Annotated in this window: 16 protein-coding genes and 1 other annotated feature; all 16 genes read right to left on the reverse strand. The window is 42.5% G+C overall.

Annotated features, from left to right (window positions below; all coding sequences use genetic code 11):
- Positions 1 to 6 precede the first annotated feature (6 nt).
- Complete coding sequence (locus tag AC3IPL_RS06720) at positions 7 to 516, reverse strand: GNAT family N-acetyltransferase (RefSeq protein ID WP_489240029.1); 510 nt, start codon at positions 514 to 516, stop codon at positions 7 to 9.
- The gene (locus AC3IPL_RS06725) at positions 479 to 2,218 is read right to left on the reverse strand and encodes an ABC transporter ATP-binding protein (RefSeq protein ID WP_489240031.1); all 1,740 of its coding nucleotides are present in this window, start codon (positions 2,216 to 2,218) and stop codon (positions 479 to 481) included. The genes AC3IPL_RS06720 and AC3IPL_RS06725 overlap by 38 nt, the downstream gene beginning before the upstream one ends.
- Entirely contained in the window at positions 2,218 to 3,957 is a 1,740-nt protein-coding gene (locus AC3IPL_RS06730; protein ID WP_489240033.1) for an ABC transporter ATP-binding protein, read from the reverse strand. Before AC3IPL_RS06730 ends, AC3IPL_RS06725 begins: the two co-directional genes overlap by 1 nt.
- A 262-nt stretch (positions 3,958 to 4,219) precedes the next feature.
- The gene (locus tag AC3IPL_RS06735) at positions 4,220 to 4,507 is read right to left on the reverse strand and encodes a hypothetical protein (RefSeq protein ID WP_489240035.1); all 288 of its coding nucleotides are present in this window, start codon (positions 4,505 to 4,507) and stop codon (positions 4,220 to 4,222) included.
- Positions 4,508 to 4,559: 52 nt separating this feature from the next.
- Entirely contained in the window at positions 4,560 to 5,228 is a 669-nt protein-coding gene (radC, locus tag AC3IPL_RS06740; protein WP_489242304.1) for a RadC family protein, read from the reverse strand.
- Positions 5,228 to 5,932 carry a prepilin peptidase gene (locus tag AC3IPL_RS06745; RefSeq protein WP_489240037.1) on the reverse strand — a complete coding sequence of 235 codons (705 nt, stop codon included), beginning with the start codon at positions 5,930 to 5,932 and terminating at the stop codon, positions 5,228 to 5,230. Before AC3IPL_RS06745 ends, radC begins: the two co-directional genes overlap by 1 nt.
- A gap of 177 nt (positions 5,933 to 6,109) precedes the next feature.
- Entirely contained in the window at positions 6,110 to 7,495 is a 1,386-nt protein-coding gene (locus AC3IPL_RS06750) for a YfcC family protein (protein ID WP_489240039.1), read from the reverse strand.
- 55 nt (positions 7,496 to 7,550) lie between these two features.
- Entirely contained in the window at positions 7,551 to 8,813 is a 1,263-nt protein-coding gene (locus AC3IPL_RS06755; protein ID WP_489240042.1) for a bifunctional folylpolyglutamate synthase/dihydrofolate synthase, read from the reverse strand.
- A 10-nt stretch (positions 8,814 to 8,823) separates the two neighbouring features.
- Positions 8,824 to 11,445, reverse strand: coding sequence for a valine--tRNA ligase (locus AC3IPL_RS06760; RefSeq protein WP_489240043.1), 2,622 nt, complete (start codon positions 11,443 to 11,445; stop codon positions 8,824 to 8,826).
- 46 nt (positions 11,446 to 11,491) lie between these two features.
- Positions 11,492 to 11,699, reverse strand: a binding site (T-box leader).
- Between the two features lie 20 nt (positions 11,700 to 11,719).
- Entirely contained in the window at positions 11,720 to 12,772 is a 1,053-nt protein-coding gene (locus AC3IPL_RS06765; RefSeq protein ID WP_489240045.1) for an AbrB family transcriptional regulator, read from the reverse strand.
- A gap of 288 nt (positions 12,773 to 13,060) precedes the next feature.
- The gene (locus AC3IPL_RS06770; RefSeq protein WP_489240047.1) at positions 13,061 to 13,444 is read right to left on the reverse strand and encodes a hypothetical protein; all 384 of its coding nucleotides are present in this window, start codon (positions 13,442 to 13,444) and stop codon (positions 13,061 to 13,063) included.
- 137 nt (positions 13,445 to 13,581) lie between these two features.
- A complete protein-coding gene (gene hemL, locus AC3IPL_RS06775; protein WP_489240049.1) occupies positions 13,582 to 14,859 on the reverse strand; it encodes a glutamate-1-semialdehyde 2,1-aminomutase in 1,278 nt (425 codons plus the stop codon).
- Positions 14,859 to 15,839, reverse strand: coding sequence for a porphobilinogen synthase (gene hemB / locus AC3IPL_RS06780; RefSeq protein ID WP_489240051.1), 981 nt, complete (start codon positions 15,837 to 15,839; stop codon positions 14,859 to 14,861). The genes hemL and hemB overlap by 1 nt, the downstream gene beginning before the upstream one ends.
- Positions 15,829 to 16,512, reverse strand: coding sequence for a uroporphyrinogen-III synthase (locus tag AC3IPL_RS06785; RefSeq protein ID WP_489240053.1), 684 nt, complete (start codon positions 16,510 to 16,512; stop codon positions 15,829 to 15,831). The genes hemB and AC3IPL_RS06785 overlap by 11 nt, the downstream gene beginning before the upstream one ends.
- A gap of 1 nt (position 16,513) precedes the next feature.
- Positions 16,514 to 17,443, reverse strand: a complete 930-nt coding sequence (hemC, locus tag AC3IPL_RS06790) for a hydroxymethylbilane synthase (RefSeq protein ID WP_489240055.1) — start codon at positions 17,441 to 17,443, stop codon at positions 16,514 to 16,516.
- A gap of 10 nt (positions 17,444 to 17,453) precedes the next feature.
- On the reverse strand, positions 17,454 to 18,287 hold the full coding sequence (gene ccsA, locus AC3IPL_RS06795) for a cytochrome c biogenesis protein CcsA (protein ID WP_489240057.1): 834 nt from the start codon (positions 18,285 to 18,287) through the stop codon (positions 17,454 to 17,456).
- Between the last annotated feature and the right edge of the window lie 3 nt (positions 18,288 to 18,290).

Consider the following 18,290-nt stretch of genomic DNA (forward strand, 5'->3'; position numbering starts at 1 on the left):
TCGGTCCTAAGATGGAACTTTCATCACCATCACATAAAACTGCATACCGTCCACTTCAAACTGCTTCACTGTTTGAAAACCAGTCTGCTGATAGAGTCTGACTGCCCGTTGATTAAATGCAGCGACAGTCAACCTAAAATAATCAGGCTGATACAGCTCTGTATAGAAACTGATCAGTACATCCATCAGTTCACTGCCGTAACCTTGTGACGTCATGTCTGGACGGAGTGCGAGTCCAATATCCAGATAGCGCGGAAGATCATCATAATCGATATCTACCGTTGCTGTTTCTCCGTCGCAGAAGAAACCGACAAGCTCGTCACGATAGAACACAGAATAATAATGTCCATTCTGGAATTCTTCAATGACATAGGGGTCACCTTCGATATTATAGAACCGATACCCGTCACCGAAGTCCCAGTCAGCAATGCACTCTGCCTGGTCACGCGTCATCGGCCTCACTTCAATGAGCTCCATGTTATTGTCCAGCTGACTGCAGACGGTACATTTTAGCATACTGACCACCGAGCTGGATCAATGAAGCATGATTGCCGGACTCAATGATCTCACCTTTGTCCAGCACGATAATTTTGTCTGCATTTTTAATCGTTGATAATCTATGTGCGATGATGAATGTCGTTCTTCCTTGTTTCAAGACATCCATGGCATTTTGAATGATCTCTTCTGTTTCAGAGTCAATACTTGCAGTTGCTTCATCAAGAATCAAGATAGCTGGATCAAACGCCAATGCACGAGCAAAGGATATGAGCTGACGTTGACCGCTTGACAACGTACTCCCTTTTTCAACGACAGGTGTATCGATGCCCTGTTCAAGACCATAAATCACGCGGTCGCCACCAACAGCATTCAATGCAGCTACGGCGCGTTCTCTTGAAATACGAGAGTCGTTCAATGTGATATTGCTGAGGATGGTTCCACTGTAGAGATAAGGATCCTGAAGTACAATCCCCATCGACTGTCTAAGCGATTGTTTCGTCACTGTTTTTGAATCTATACCATCGATCAAGATCTGGCCATGTGATGGATCGTAGAAGCGAAACAGCAAGTTCATAATAGAACTTTTCCCTGAACCCGTGTGTCCCACTAACGCGATTGTTTCTCCGCGGGATGCCTGAATATCAATATGCTTCAAGACGTACTGATCATCTTTGTAGGCGAATGACACATCCTTGAACTCAACCTGCCCTTGTGCAGGACGCATTTCTTTGTCTTCCATTATTTCTGGTTGTTCATCCATCATTTCATAGACACGGTTCGCAGAGACTCTGGCCTGTTCAAGTACGCTCAAGTTGTTGACCATATTGAACATCGGATTGAATAATCTCGTCAAATAATCGACGAGCACATACATCATTCCGACCGTCATAGCTTCTGTCCCACCTAGAAAAGTTGTCCCAAAGACATAGATCATCACTGCAAATATCAATGCCCGGATAGTTCCCATCAAGTTATGACTCGTCAATGAATCGAGCTGGATGATCCTTGAATAGTTTTTCAGATAAGTTTCATTCAGTTCATTGAATTCGTCCTGAATCTTCTGTTCCTGATTGAATGCCTGGATGATGGTCATCCCGTTAATGGATTCATTGAGCATGGCATTCATATCACTGTTCTTCTCACGTGTCACATGATTGTACTGATCAGATAACTTGCGATAAAACGTCAGCCAGATGAACAGCAGCGGAACGACAACCAAGGCTGTCAATCCAATCTTCCAGTTGAAATAGAAGATGGCAATGATAATACCAAGAATATTGACAATGCCTGAAATATAAGTCGGTACCATGACTGTGAATAATTCAAGAATTGTCTGTGTATCGTTAGTAATTCTCGCAACGACTTTACCAGCCGGTAGGTTATCAAAGTATTTGATAGGGAGACGCTGCATATGAACAAACAAGTTATTCCTTAAATTCTTGATGACATTAGAGCCGGCGTTCTGAAAATAAATCGTCTGATAATAACTCAATACTGCATTGATCAATGCGACGACTGCATATAATGCAAGCAACCGATAAATCGGACCCATCTCGATGACACCAGACTTGGCGGTTCTTACATGGTCGTCGATGATCGTCATCGCAATAATCGGCCCGACCAGTTCAGCAATGACTGCTAAAATTAAGATGATGAAACCGATGATGAACATGCGCTTATACTGCATAGCTTCTTTAAACAACCGTTTAGTCACTGACATTACAGTTCCTCCTCTCCCAGCTGCTGACGGTCAAACTGTTCTTTGTACCAGCCGCCTGCCTGAAGCAGCTCTTGATGTCTTCCCTGCTGTACAATTTCACCGTGATCCATGACAACAATCAAGTCAGCATGCTGTACGGCTGACAGTCGATGTGTCGCAATGACTGTTGTTTTACCCTGTCTTGACTGCTGAATGTTGTTGATGATCGCCGTTTCTGTCTTAGCATCGACAGCTGACAGTGAATCGTCGAGTATCAATATTTCAGGATCTTTGATCATCGCGCGGGCAATAGAAATCCGCTGCTTCTGGCCACCAGAAATAGCAATTCCCTTTTCCCCGACCAATGTTTCAAGACCTTGCGGCAGTCGTTTCACATCTTCAGTGAAATTCGCCAGATGAATGGCATGCTGGATTTCTGCATCCGTAGCATTCGGACTGCCGAATTTAATATTTTCTTTTACCGATCTTGAAAATAATATATTTTCCTGTGACACGTAGCCGATTTTTTGACGTACATCCAGCTTGGTCATCTGTTGAATCACATGTCCACCAAGTGATATATTCCCCTGTCCGACAGGGTATTCTTTGAGAATCTGCTTGATCAACGTCGTCTTACCACTTCCGGTCGGGCCTACAATACCAAGTGTCTGCCCTTCTTCCACATGAATATTGATTCTTTTTAAATTCACTGTTTCACTGAGCGGATACTTGAAGTCTACATTCTGAAACGCCACTTGATGACCAGCAGGGCTGACTGCATCAATAGGATCCAGCAGTACATCCTGCTCATCCATGACAGCCATCACTCGATCAAGAGACGCATTACCCCGCTGCATAATATTGAACAATAGACCGATAGCAAACATCGGCCAGACAAGCATGTTCAAGTAGACATTGAATGTAATCAGTCCACCGATAGTAATCTCACCTTGATTGACAAGAAAGCTGCCGTAACCTAATGCAATAATAAAACTTAACATCGTCACAATAATGGTCAACGGTTTGAACAATGCATCCAGTCGCTCGACATGCATGAATTTATTAACGACATCTGTCGTCATCTCAAAGAACTTGTTGTTCAGATTGTCTTCCTGCGCAAATGCACGCGTCACACGAATCCCCTCAATAGATTCAAGAACATCATCATTCATGTCACCGAATGCATCCTGACTTACTGTGTAACGTTCGTGAATCAGCTTGCCGAGCTTCTGCTCGATAATCGCAAGAAACGGCAATGGCAGCAGTGCAAACAATGTCAGCTTCCATGAGATGGTAAAGCCCATCATCAAAATTATGGTTGCCATAAAAGTCGTACTGTCAATCAATGTTAAAATACCGAACCCGACCGTCTGTCTGATGGCGGAGAGATCGTTAGTTGCTCTTGCCATCAAGTCCCCTGTCCGATTCTTTTCATAAAAACTTGGACTCATAGTCAGAAACTTCGCCATCAATTTACGGCGCATCAGACTTTCCAGCAGCTGAGAACCATTGAAGAGCAGATACCGCCATACATAATGAATCACATAGCCGACCAGTGTCAAACCTACAAAGAAGACAAGAATAATGGTCAAAAGCCGCTCAGTCAATTCTCCACTGTTGATATAATCAATGGTTCTACCGATGATCCAAGGCGGCAGAATTTCTGTGATATTGGCCACAAGCAGCAGCATGACCGCAATAATATAACGTTTCTTCTGCTGTTTGAAAAACCATCCTAATTTAAATAACACTGAAAACATAAGCTCACTCCTTTTTTCTAAACATGATTCCTAGACGCAAAAAAGCGCACACCTCCATAAGGAAAGCATGCGCTTTGTATGGTAAGGAGTCAGACTCCTCCAATGAACGATTGAATAGAACACTGAGGAGGATGATATGAAGTTACATAGATAGCTGCGTCCTGGTAGTTTTTCATGGTCTTATCCTCCTTTTCTTAATTCTCAATATTATCATAATTCAAAATATTCTCTTTGGCAATATAAATATTCGTTTTCCGAAACATTATTTTTTCAGCCATTTTTTAATGAGCCACAGAAATAGCAGGCAGATCAATCCCCAGATGATACCGGCTGCAATCGCTCCAAAAATGACCGACCACAAACTTCCTTCATAAGTATTTTCAAGCAGCGTGAAGAAAATAATAGGGAATAGACTCATTCCGATGACGGCTGTCGCAAAGGTTATGACGAAATGCTTCCTTAAAATCACTGATTCCTTGTTCACGATGCTGTACATATAGACCATCGGGGCAATGATCAGCAGTAAAAATACAATTGCAAATATATCCATGTGTTCACCTCATCTTGATTATAAATGATATGACCACACAATTCACTGCCTATTACAATATTCCCTTCTCCTTAATACTGATAAATGTCCCGTCACCGATGATGATATGATCAAGCAGTTCTATGCCGAACATCGTCCCGCAGTTCATCAAGCGCTTTGTCGCTTCTATATCTTCTACTGAAGGCGTCGGGTCGCCGCTCGGATGATTATGGGCCACTATTATATTGGCAGCAGAACGTTTGACCGCTTCTTTGAACACTTCTCTCGGATGGACGATAGATGCATTGAGTGACCCTTTAAAGATGAGCTGTTCGTGAATGACTACGTTCTTTGTATTCAAGTATAAACCGATGAAATGCTCCTGCGTATAATACCTCATCCGTTCCATTAATAAATCAGCGACACATTGCGGCGTCTTAATTCTGATTTTATCCTCCAGTGAATGCGTATGCATTCTTACCGCGAGCTCTATCATCGCAAGCAATATCACAGCTTTTTTCTCACCGATGCCCTTCACTTCTCTCAGTTCCTGAAGTGTCAAATATCTTATATCTCTGACATTTCCGACTTGGTTCAAAATATTGTTGGCCACGTCCAAAACCGTTTCATCCTTGGTTCCTGTATTAATTATAATAGCAAGCAATTCCTGATTGGTCAGCTGTTCAGGACCATATGTCAGCAGCCGTTCACGTGGCTTATCATGTTCAATCATTGGCAGCATCAATTGATAAAACCTCCAAAATAGATAGAATGTAGTTCATCGAAATAAAGCAGAACAATCATGGTGCTTGCCGCAATAAATGGAACGAGCGGTATTTTTTTTAGACCCTTCTTATAAAATAAAAAGATGATAGCCGCCACACCTCCTGTAATATATGTCAGCATAAAGATATAAACAAAATATTCCCACGATAGAAATAATGACATGATGCTGAGTAATTTAACATCCCCGTAGCCGATACTATGCGTGAGGAAATAAAATAGATGAAGCATTACAATCAAGAACAATGAAATAAACAGATGGTTGATAGTCAGCTGATGAAAATTGAAGATAAGCAGAAGCAAAAAGAAGAGAAGGATCATATGATTAGGAATACGAAAATGATGAATGTCATAAATAGCGAGTGGTATTAAAAAGCAGATGAGTATGATGCGGTTTGGAGTCATCTCATCATATTGAGCCGTCATCAATAAAAACATCAGCGCGAACAGCAGCTCAATCACCAAATGATTGACTGGAATCAGCTGCCGACATCCCCTGCACCTCCCTCGTTGAACGATATAACTGACTACCGGAATAAGTTCATACCACTCGAGATCTTTTCCACATGATAGACAATGAGAACGACGCAGTAAAGAAGATTCATGATTCAGCACACATAACATGAAAGAACCGATGATGCTACCGATAATTAACGACCACACGATGTCACCTCCATCATTGATAGCTCTACTATATTACAGAAAATCTGATTAGTAAAAATGCAGCATTTGATGAAATGACCAAAAAAAAACTGCAGTATTTGATGAAAATCGTCACGTTCATCAAATGCTGCAGTCTTTTTTATCGTTTTTCATCACTAATGGACAAAAATGCAGTGGTTACACAATATACAGGTAAACAATCATACTGCCCAGACAGATGATCACCCAGATCAGTGAGATCTTCCAGACAAATCGCAGCCATCTCGTGTAAGGAATTCCTGCAACGGCAAGCAGTCCCATCAAAGAAGCTGACGTCGGTATGATGTTGTTGCTGATCGCATCTCCGTACTGGAAGGCAAGTACTGCGAGCTGACGATTGATATCCAGTAAATCAGCAATCGGCACCATGATCGGCATCGTTGTCATAGCCTGACCTGAACCAGAAGGAATGAAAAAATTCAGTACCAGCTGTGTCATGAACATAGCAACGACAGAGAATGCGGCAGGTAAATGATCGATGAAATCAGTCATATAAAAAACAATCGTATCAATGATTTTACCTGATTCCAGGACGACCACAATCGCACGGGCAAATCCGACGATCAACGCACCGTACAGAATGTCTTTCATCCCTTCAATCATCGCATCAAATGTACCGTTCAGCCCTAATCCCCCGATTAAACCAGCTGCAATTCCTAGCATCAGGAAATTGGCACTCATCTGAATAAGAAACCATTCATACTTGAAAATACCAAAGACATTGATGACAACCGTAAAGAGCAGCAGCAGTAAGATCCAGCCATGCCGCTTATTAAACGGCTCAATGTGAGTATTTGCGATATCATCTGATATCGTACTTCTCTCTTCCACATTGATATCATGAATCAAGCTCTTGTCCGGATTCTTTCTGACACGTTCTGCATACCACATGACATAAATAATCCCGCTGATCAGTACAAGCAGATAAACAATTGTTCTGAACAACCAGCCGGAAAACAGCGGTACTTCCGCAATTTTCTGAGCAACACCGACAGTAAATGGATTAAGCATCCCTCCAAGAAAACCGATACCTGCTCCGAGAGCAATCATTGCTGCTCCGACCATTGCATCGTAACCAAGTGCTGAAGCAAGGGCAATCCCAATCGGCACAAAGACAATTGCTTCTTCACTGAGACCGATAGAAAACCCTAAAATGCTGAATAATATCATAGTCAGCGGAATCAGCCATTTGCCGTGTCTTCCAGACCGCTTCATCATCGTATTGACCCCAGCATTAATAGCATTTGTTCGATGGATAATACCAAATGCGCCACCGACAATAAAGATATAGAAGATAATCTCCGCACCGGCAATCATTCCGTCCGGCACTGCTCTGAATATCTCTATTGGCGATACAGGTGACTGAGTGACTTGTTGATATGATCCATTCATTACCTCTGTTCTACCGTCCACTTCTTGCCGCTCAAAAGAACCGGCGGGAATAACGTATGTCAGCACACATGCTGCGGCAACTAAAAAAAGCAGCAGTGCATATGTATGCGGCATTTTCAGTTTATTCTCCATAACAAAAACCCCCTATATAAGAGGGTTCCCTATTTTCAGAATAATTAATTAATTTTTATTGTTTTTTTAAATACTCTTTGACTGCACTGATGAAGTAAAGACTTCCGGTGACTAGCAGCAGGTCCCCGTCATAATGTTTGATGAGTTCACCGTAGTCTTTTACTTTCTCTACCCGCTCATGTTCAACATGCTCATAGATCACGTCGACCGGCAGAGCTTTTGGAAATTCAAATTCAGTGACATAGAAGGTCACTGCAATATCTTCCAGTGCCATCAGCATACTGCCGATAGGTTTACCGCTGATAGCACTGAACAGTACATCGATGCGCCGATCAGGATAATAAGCTTTCATCGTTTCTACTAATACATCGATGGATTCTTTGTTATGTGCCCCATCGAGAATAATGGTCGGCTGGTCCTGAATTTTTTCGATGCGTCCTGTCCAAGTCGTCTGCTCGATTGCATCCACCATCTTATTGAAGTCAAGCGTCATCATACCGCGCTCATACATTTCAATCAATGTCGTCATTGCTACAGCTGCATTTTCCTGCTGATGTGTGCCCATCATTTTCAGACCAATATGTTCAAGTTCATAATTGTTATAGCGGTATGTGAATTCCTTACCCGATGGAATGACGTAAAAGTCACGGCCCAATTCAATCGCTTCCGCCTGGTCATGCGCCTTATTGACTATGTACTGTCTTGCTTCTTCATTTTTAACAGCATAGACAAGCGGTACACCTGGTTTGATGACACCCGACTTCTCCTTCGCTATATCGAGATAAGTGTCTCCCATAATATTAGTGTGATCAAGGCCGATACTAGTCAACACTGTCATAATAGGAGAAAATACATTAGTTGAATCATTTTTTGCTCCGAGACCCGCTTCAACTACCACAAAATCAACCGGATGTACCTCGCCAAAATAGAGAAACATCATCAGTGTAATGATCTCAAACTCAGTAGCCGGACCTAAATCTGTTTCCTCCGTCATCTGCTCACTGACTGGTTTGACCCGCTCAACAAGGAGGACGATTTCTTCATCTGTTATCGGGCTGCCATTGAGACTGATTCTTTCATTGAATGTCTCGATATACGGCGAAGTAAACGTACCGACTTGATAGTTGTTGGCAAGTAGTGCATTCTTCAAATAGCTGACAGTTGATCCTTTACCGTTTGTTCCTACGACATGAATGCCATGAATATGCTGTTCGGGATTGCCAAGTCGTTCAAGCATCCACTGCATCCGTTTGATACCTGGTTTGATACCAAACTTCGTCCGTTCATGAATCCAGTACAAACTCTCTAAATAATTCATAACTTCGCCTCTACTTCAATTGCGCTAAACGTTCTTTCACTGCGTTGTAGCGCTCTGTATAAGTGACCTGCTTCTCTTTTTCTTCATTGATGACTTTTTCAGGTGCTTTTGAAACAAATCTTTCATTTGCCAGTTTGTTGTTCACTCGGTCAAGTTCTTTCTGCCATTTCTCAAGTTCTTTTGTCAGACGCGCCCGTTCTTTATCCATATCAATCAGGCCTTCAAGCGGTAGAATCACTTCTGCCCCAGTCACTGGAATAGTCATGGCTTTGTCAGTCACTTCAGGATTCTCAGCAATGACAAGTTCTGAAGGATTACAGAAACGTTCCAGATAGAACCGGTTCTCTTCAAGTTGTGTCGTCACTTGATCATGATTGGTCTTCACAATCATTGGAATTTCTTTTGACATCGGAGTATTGACTTCATTACGGGCCGTACGTACAGCGCGAATGATTTCCATCAGCTGCTCCATATCTTGTTTGGAAGAATCATCAGAGAGCTCTTCTTTGACGACCGGCCAGCTGGCTGTCACAATCGACGTTCCTTCGTGAGGCAAGTTCTGCCAGATGGCTTCAGTGACAAACGGCATGAACGGATGAAGCATACGCATGATCTGATCCAATGTATAGGCAAGAATAGACCGTGTTGTGTGCTTCGCTTCTTCATCGTCACTATTCATCGGTATTTTACTCATTTCAATGTACCAGTCACAGAAATCATCCCAGATGAAGTTATAAAGACTGCGTCCGACTTCGCCGAATTCATATTTGTCAGCCAGTCGTGTGACTTCTTCTATCGTTTCATTGAGTCGTGTTAATATCCATTTGTCAGCCACTGATTTATTTCCATCCAGGCGAATGTCAGCTACTGTGAAATCATCGCCGATATTCATCAGGCTGAAACGGGAGGCATTCCATATCTTATTGATGAAATTCCAGGTCGCCTCTACTTTTTCAGTAGAATAGCGCAGGTCTTGTCCCGGGGTAGACCCAGTGGCAAGGAAATAACGCAGCGCATCTGCACCGTACGTATCGATGACATCCATTGGATCTACTCCATTACCAAGAGACTTACTCATCTTACGGCCATCTTCCGCCCGCACAAGTCCATGAATCAGCACTTGATCGAATGGTCGTCGATCAGTGAATTCAAGCCCCTGGAATATCATTCGTGCTACCCAGAAGAAGATAATATCATATCCTGTCACGAGTACATTCGTCGGATAAAATTCTTTGAAGTCTGCTGCTTCAATATCGGGCCAGCCGAGTGTGGAGAACGGCCATAACGCACTTGAGAACCAAGTATCCAGAACATCCTCATCCTGCGTCCAGTTTTCACTGTCTGCCGGTGCAGTTTGACCGACGTAGAGTTCACCGGTTTCATTATGGTACCAGGCGGGTATTTGATGTCCCCACCATAGTTGACGAGAGATACACCAGTCATGGATTCCTTCCATCCAGCGATTGAATGTCCCTTCAAATCGCTGAGGAATAAAGTCTATACGGTCATCAGTCTGCTGGTTGGCTAATGCCTGGTCAGCGAGCGGCGCCATTTTTACGAACCACTGTGTGGAAAGGTAAGGTTCAACAATCGCTCCGCTTCGTTCACTATGACCGACTTGATGCACATGTTTTTCGACTTTGACAAGTTCCCCACTCGCCTTTAAGTCGTCAATCAACTGTTTGCGGCAGTCAAAACGGTCCATCCCAGCGTATTGACCGGCCAGCTGATTCATCGTCCCGTCTTCATTCATGACATTGATTCGTGCCAGGTTATGACGATTACCGATCTCAAAGTCATTCGGATCATGAGCAGGCGTTACTTTCATAGCTCCTGTTCCAAATTCCATCTCAACATAGTCATCTCCTAGGACAGGAATTTCACGGCCGACTACTGGTAACTTCACGGTCTTTCCTATCATATGCTGATATCGCTCATCATTCGGATGAACAACGACAGCTGTATCTCCAAGCATCGTCTCCGGACGAGTCGTAGCAATCTCAATGACACCACTGCCATCAGCGAGCGGATAATTGATATGATAAAAGGCACCCTCGATTTCTTCATGGATGACCTCGATGTCACTTAACGCTGTTCGTGCAGCAGGATCCCAGTTGATAATACGCTCACCACGATAGATCAAACCTTTGTTGTACATGTTTACGAATACTTCACGTACCGCTTCTGACAATCCTTCGTCAAGTGTAAAGCGTTCACGCGAATAATCTAGTCCAAGACCAAGCTTTGCCCATTGTTCACGGATAAAACCTGCGTATTCCTCTTTCCATTCCATCGTATGTTCTAAAAATTTATCGCGCCCAATATCGTGACGGGAAATACCTTCCTCACGCAGCTTAGCTTCTACTTTTGCCTGCGTTGCGATACCGGCATGATCCATGCCTGGTAAGTACAATGTATTGTATCCCTGCATCCGCTTCATTCGCGTGATGATATCCTGAAGTGTTGTATCCCAGGCATGGCCGATATGAAGTTTTCCTGTCACATTCGGCGGTGGAATTACAATAGTAAAAGGTTTTTTATCGGAACCACTTTCCGCTTTAAATAATTCTTGATCTACCCATTCTTTATATCTTCCTTCTTCAACTAGCTTAGGATTATATTTAGTGTCCATCTGTTAACCTCCAGTTAAAATTTAATATAAAAAAACCCGTCCTAATCAATAGGACGGGAATAATCTCGTGGTACCACCTAAATTCAGCCGAAGCTGCACTCAATAAGATTAACGCTCTTACACGCTTCTACTTACTGTCATTTCAGTAGAAGAGACGAGCGGGCTACCTTCAATCAACGTCACTGCACAGTTTCACCAGACCTGTACTCTCTAAAAGTCAGCATTGATTTACTCTTCCCGGTAATGATATGAATTTGATTTAATAGTAGCTGATTTAAAAAGAGTTGTCAATCTGTCGTTTATTGAGAATATATTGGACGAGCGGTGCAATAATCAGCAGAATGAAAAAAATCCTAAATATATGATAGCTTGATATCATCGCGACATTCGCTCGTGTTTCAAGCCCGACGACAATAATTTGAGCCATCCCGCCTGGTGCTGCACTTAAGAACAAATCATTGAAAGGATGCACGGTGAACCGGGTGAAGAGGATTACGATCACTACAGTTGCTCCAACCAGTAATAGATTCTGGATCACTATACCGGCAAATAATCGGATGGACAGCTGGTTGGACAGACTATATATCTGCAAGCCGATTCTAATACCGAACATCACCTGTGCCCCGGCAATCCACACGTACGGTATCGAAAATGTCAGCTCTGTTGATAAATTCCATCCGATGATCGCAAAAACAGGTGCAAGCAGCTCTGGTACCGGAAAATGTATTTTCTTCATTAACAAATAGAGCATTAGAGCTAGAGCAGCGATCATCAATATTTCAGAGAGACTGAGCATGTGAAAGACAGAAGATACGTGCTCTGCAGCGGCTTGCGTCGTTTCAGATGCGTTAAGAGAACTGACCAACGGCACGATAATAATGACAAATAATAAGCGGGAGGTCTGTGACAGTGTCACTATCAGTAAGTTTGCTCTATCGTTTTCTTCAGCCATGATAATCATTTGACTGAGCGCACCTGGTATTGAACTTAACAGTGCGGTCTCAAATGTGCAGTCGACCATTTTTGCAAATAGCAAGGAGAGCAATACAGCCGCTGCCAGCAACAGAATGTTCAATAATATAATATTGACTGCATCATATTTAATATCCATTACGACTTCCTTAGTGAAGGTTGCGCCGATTTGTGCACCAAGTATGAAAAGACCTAGATCTCCGAGTATCTTCGGCCAGATGATCTGTTTCTTAGAAAACTTGCTGAAAAGTACAGCAGCAATCATCGGACCGAACAGCCACGGCAAAATCATTCCAGCTGTCATCAGGAGATACCCTCCAATGACTGCTGAACATATTAACAATAGCTGGCGCATAGAATTCACTTCCTTTAACTATTATTGTACCAAACTTGTTTAAAAAAGAGGCAGGCAGGCTATTGATATTGAAAGAAGCAATGAGGAGGTATCAGATGATAAGATTTGCAGGTGGATCAACCGGCTGTTTGTTCTCAATTATCATTTCAATTGTGTTATCCATAATTCTGACTTTATTATTAAATATGTTATTTTGACAACAAAATTCCGGTTCTTATAGAGAACCGGAATTTTTTAATGATTTAAAAAAACAAAAAACTGTGAATCACTTCACAGTTTTTTATGTTGTTAAGATGCAAGATCAAAGTTAACGATTGAAGCTAAATCAAATGTTACTACAGAAGCTTCTTCTGTTGTAGCATCTTCTTCTGTTGTTGCTTCTTCTGTTGTTGTTTCATCTTCATTTTTATCATCTTCGTCATTATTACACATGCTCATAATTAATGGAATAGCAAGAAGTAGAAGTAATAAAGGAATTAACCAAGGCCATGGACTCTTCTTCTTCGGCTCTTCACGATGTACATGATCTGCGTTATCGCGAGTTTCCCGCACACGATCTCCCTCACGATTTGTAGTACCGTCCGCTTGATGTGTCACGTGACGATCTTTTTCTGAATCATAGATAACATCTTTGTCATTGACATTTCTGTTGTTATTATTATTGTTAGCCATATTAGAAAACCTCCATTAAATTTTTTTGTAAATTTGATTTACATGATTATTATTGCCTTTAATCATAAATATAAACATCTTTCACAAAAAAAAATGAAAATCACATAATAAAAAAGTGATTTTCATTTAAGAAATCTTTATTTGACGGTATGGAGAGCATGATCAAATGCTGCTAAAGTTTTTTCGATATCTTCTGCTGTATGCTGGGTTGAAAGGAATAAGCCTTCAAATTGAGACGGAGGCAGAAAGACTCCATTTGCCGCCATTTCTTTATATAGACGACCGAATAACTTTAAATCTGACTGGCTGGCAGTCTCAAAGTTCATGACATTGCGATCGTTTAAAAAATAACCGATCATACTACCTGCGCGATTAACAGTAATCGGTACATCGTGTTTTGCAAACACTTCTTTCAGTCCTGCTTCAAGCTGATCGCCAAGTGAATTGAAGTACTGATAACTGTCTTCCGTCAACTGACTCAAAGTATAATAACCAGCAGTCATCGCGAGTGGATTCCCACTCAAAGTCCCCGCCTGATAAATATCACCGGCCGGCGCAATCCGTTCCATAATGTCACGTCTACCGCCAAACGCACCAACTGGTAGACCTCCGCCGATAACTTTACCGAGACAAGTGATGTCCGGCGTCACATTGAAATAGCCTTGAGCACAGTGATAACCGACACGAAATCCTGTCATCACTTCATCAAAAATCAATAACGCACCGAAATCAGTGGTCACTTGACGCAGTCCTTCCAGGAATCCTTCAGCCGGCGGTACGACGCCCATATTACCGGCCACAGGTTCAACAATAATGGCAGCAATATCATCACCGTATTTGTCAAATGCTGTTTTGACCGCTTCCAAATCATTGTATTGAACAGTGATTGTATTTTCAGCGGTCCCTTTAGGAACGCCTGGTGAATCAGGTAGTCCTAATGTCGCTACGCCTGAACCTGCTTTAATGAGCAGACTATCACTATGACCATGATAACAGCCGATGAACTTCAGGATTTTATTTCTTCCAGTATATCCACGGGCAAGTCGCAGAGCGGCCAATGTTGCTTCGGTGCCACTTGATACCATACGAACCATCTCAATAGAAGGGACGCGTTCAATGACTAATTCCGCCATCTTTGTTTCCAGTTCAGTCGGTGCTCCGAAACTTGTACCGTTCAAGACTGCTTTGTTCAATTCTTCAACGACTGTGTCATCTGCATGCCCTAAAATAAGGGGTCCCCAGCTAAGCACGTAGTCAATGTATTCATTGCCGTCAATATCATAGATTTTAGAGCCTTTTCCGCGTTCCATAAAAATAGGATCCATATCCACGCTTTTAAAGGCACGTACTGGACTGTTGACACCACCCGGCATCACTTGTTGTGCTGCTTGAAATGCCTGCTGTGAACGATTCATTAATATCCCCCCTTGTTGATATAGCCGCAGATATCTTTGGCAAAATAAGTGATAATCATATCTGCCCCTGCACGTTTCATCGAGATCATCTGTTCCATCACTATACGCTCTTCATCAATCCAGCCGTTCTGTGCTGCTGCCTTAGTCATCGCGTATTCTCCGCTGACGTTATACGCGACGATTGGCACGTTGCTGTTGTTACGCACATCGCGAATAATGTCGAGATAGCTGAGTGCCGGTTTGACGATCATCATGTCGCAGCCTTCAGCAAGGTCACTCTCCAGCTCTCGCATCGCCTCAAGACGATTAGCAGGATCCATCTGATAAGATTTACGGTCACCTGATTGAGGAGTGCTTTCTGCTGCATCCCGGAATGGTCCATAAAATGCAGAGGCATATTTAATGCCGTAACTCATGATCGGGATATTGTTATATCCTGCTTCGTCAAGTCCTTGTCTGATATGGGCCACAAAGCCGTCCATCATGTTGCTCGGTGCAATAATATCAGCTCCTGCTTGAGCTTGAGACACAGCAGTCTTCACTAGCAGCGGCAGCGTCTCATCATTCAGAACATCTCCATGGTCATCCAGTACACCACAGTGACCATGGTCTGTATATTCACAGAGACATGTATCTGCCAGCACCAGCATGTCCGGATACAATTGTTTAGACAGTCGTGTTGCCTTTTGAATAATACCATCTTCAATGAATGCACCTGTCCCGCAGGCATCTTTTTCGTTTGGAATGCCAAAGAACATCACAGCACGAATACCGAGATCATAAGCTGCTTTCAGTTCTTCATGAAGAAGATTTAAACTGATTTGAAAGATTCCGGGCATGGACGTTATTTCATTTTTCATGTCATCCTTTTCAATAACAAAAATCGGATATATTAAATCTTTCTTTGAAACTGATGTTTCTCTTACCATATCTCTCATCACTGCTGAAGAACGAAGTCTTCTATGTCTATCAAATTGCATGATTGTTCCTCATTTCAATTATTTTTGATATCAATGTTTCTTTCGTAGACTGCTCAACTGTCACATGCTTCTGGTGGACGTCGGACAACGCACGGCTGGTTACCGGTCCGATAGCCAGAACTGGCAGCTGAAACGGACTGAAATACTGATAATAAGTTTTTACTGCTGACGGACTCATAAATACGACCACATCTATACTACCACTCATAATCGCTGTGTTCATCTTCTTTGCATTGCCGTACTCATGTGTAGGTTCATAGAGATTGATTCTTGTGACATCTGCACGTTGACTCAAAAAGTCAGTGAGCTTTGGACGAGCCTTGACGCTGCATGGCAGCACAACTGTACAGTGATTAAACTGACTCCCCGCATGGGCAATGAATGATTCCTGGTTAAAGTTGGGTGGTTCATAATCAACCTTTATACCGATTCGCTTTAAAGTACGGGTCGTTTTTGCTCCAATAGAAGCTACTTTACTGAATGTAATATCCGGGTAGTTTGCAAAAAACAGTTCTGCCGCATTGCTGCTCGTCAAAAGAAGCCAGTCATATTGACGATGAGCAAGTGCACTGTTCACGGGCAGCTGTCTGATTCCTATCAGGGGAATATGGACAATCTCTACTTCACTGCTTGCTGTGGCACGGCTGTCAGTCATCAATACAACTGGCTTCATTTTATCGGCTTCCTTCTTCATTTAATGCTGCAATGATTTGATGTGCACCATTGACCTTCATTTCCTCTGCTGCTTGGATGCCGATTTCAAGCGGATCCGTTCCTGTAATCTCAGCAACATACCTTTCTTTGCCGTCTATTGACATAATCAGCCCTTTGAACTGAATTTGATCGCCTTCTATCACAGCATGTCCTGCAATCGGTACTTGACAGCTGCCATCCATTAATTTGAGAAATTGACGTTCAGTCTGTGTACAGCGTTCAACATCTTCGTTATGCACAGCACGCAGCAGTTCCAGAACTTCTGTATCATCTGAACGGCATTCGATACCAAGCGCCCCCTGTCCGATAGCGGGAAGCATCGTTTCAGGGTCTAAATATTCTGTCACGGTATCATCGCTCCAGCCCATCCGTTTAAGGCCGGCTGCTGCAAGTATAATCGCATCATAATCTTCGTGCGCAAGTTTATTGAGACGCGTGTCAATATTACCGCGGATCCATTCAATGTTAAGTTCCGGATAAGCATTCAGCAGCTGTGCACCACGACGCAGTGAGCTTGTCCCGACAATACTACCAGCCGGTAAGTCGGCCAATTTCACATGATTCTTAGAGATAAACGCATCACGAGGATCTTCTCTGTCAGGGATACAGCCCAATGTCAGACCTTCTGGTAATTCGCTTGGCACATCCTTCAATGAATGAATAGCCATATCGATCTCCTTGTTGAAAAGTGCCTGTTCAATCTCTTTGACGAACAACCCTTTACCACCGACTTTTGACAGCTGGACATTCACAATTTTATCGCCTTTAGTGACGATTTCCTTAATCTCTATGTCGACATCAGGAAACTGGTCTTTAATTTTTTGAATGAACTGCTTACTCTGTGTCAAAGCAAGCTGACTTCTTCTTGTCCCTACTATAATCTTTCTCATGAGAATCCTCCTAGTTCATTAGCTGATGAAATTCAGAATATCTGGATAGGAGCAGATAATTAATCATACAGATCAAGAACAGAATAATATTCATCTCCATCAAAATATTCACTTTCAACCGTTGCTTGTTAAAGATATATATGAATATGCCGTAAATTAATAGGACGATGATCGAACCTATCACTTTACTGTCTGTCACAATAGAGCCGCCGATAAGTATCAATCCCCATTGAATGCCGAGAATCAACGAAATCAGCAGCAGCACGAATCCCGCGATGCTGAATATACTGACAAACTTTCCGATGGACGGTAAATCATTGATCCTAAAAAATTTCTGGTTGAATTTCTTCTTCTTCAAGTTATTCATCTGAATCAAATACAGCAGTGCATGAAGTGCTGCTATTAGAAACATGACATAAGCTGTAATTCCGAGCGTCACGTGAATCATCAGTAATTCGTTCATCATATGAGAGACCGCAGTGTCGGAATTATACTGAACCGGCTGAAATGTATGAATTGCCATAAAGATGAAGCCGATTAAGTTCATCATGAATGTAATCAGTTCTGACCGCGTGCTCCATGACAAGATGATAGAAATCAAGATGGTAAGCCACGTGAAGAAATAAAATCCTTCGACAATGGTCTGTACAGGAAACCTGCCTGTTTCAAGCACGAACTGTCCAATCAGCAATGTCTGCAGCACGAAAACAGTTACTAGAATGATGAAACCTACTTTTTTCACTTGATTGTTCTTCTGAACGAAATCAAAGAAATAACAGGCAATACTCAACATATAGATGAAGAGTATTGCCTCATGCAGTCGAATCAAAAAAATATCAGACATTCA

The organism is Macrococcus sp. GL_134 (assembly GCF_057834705.1).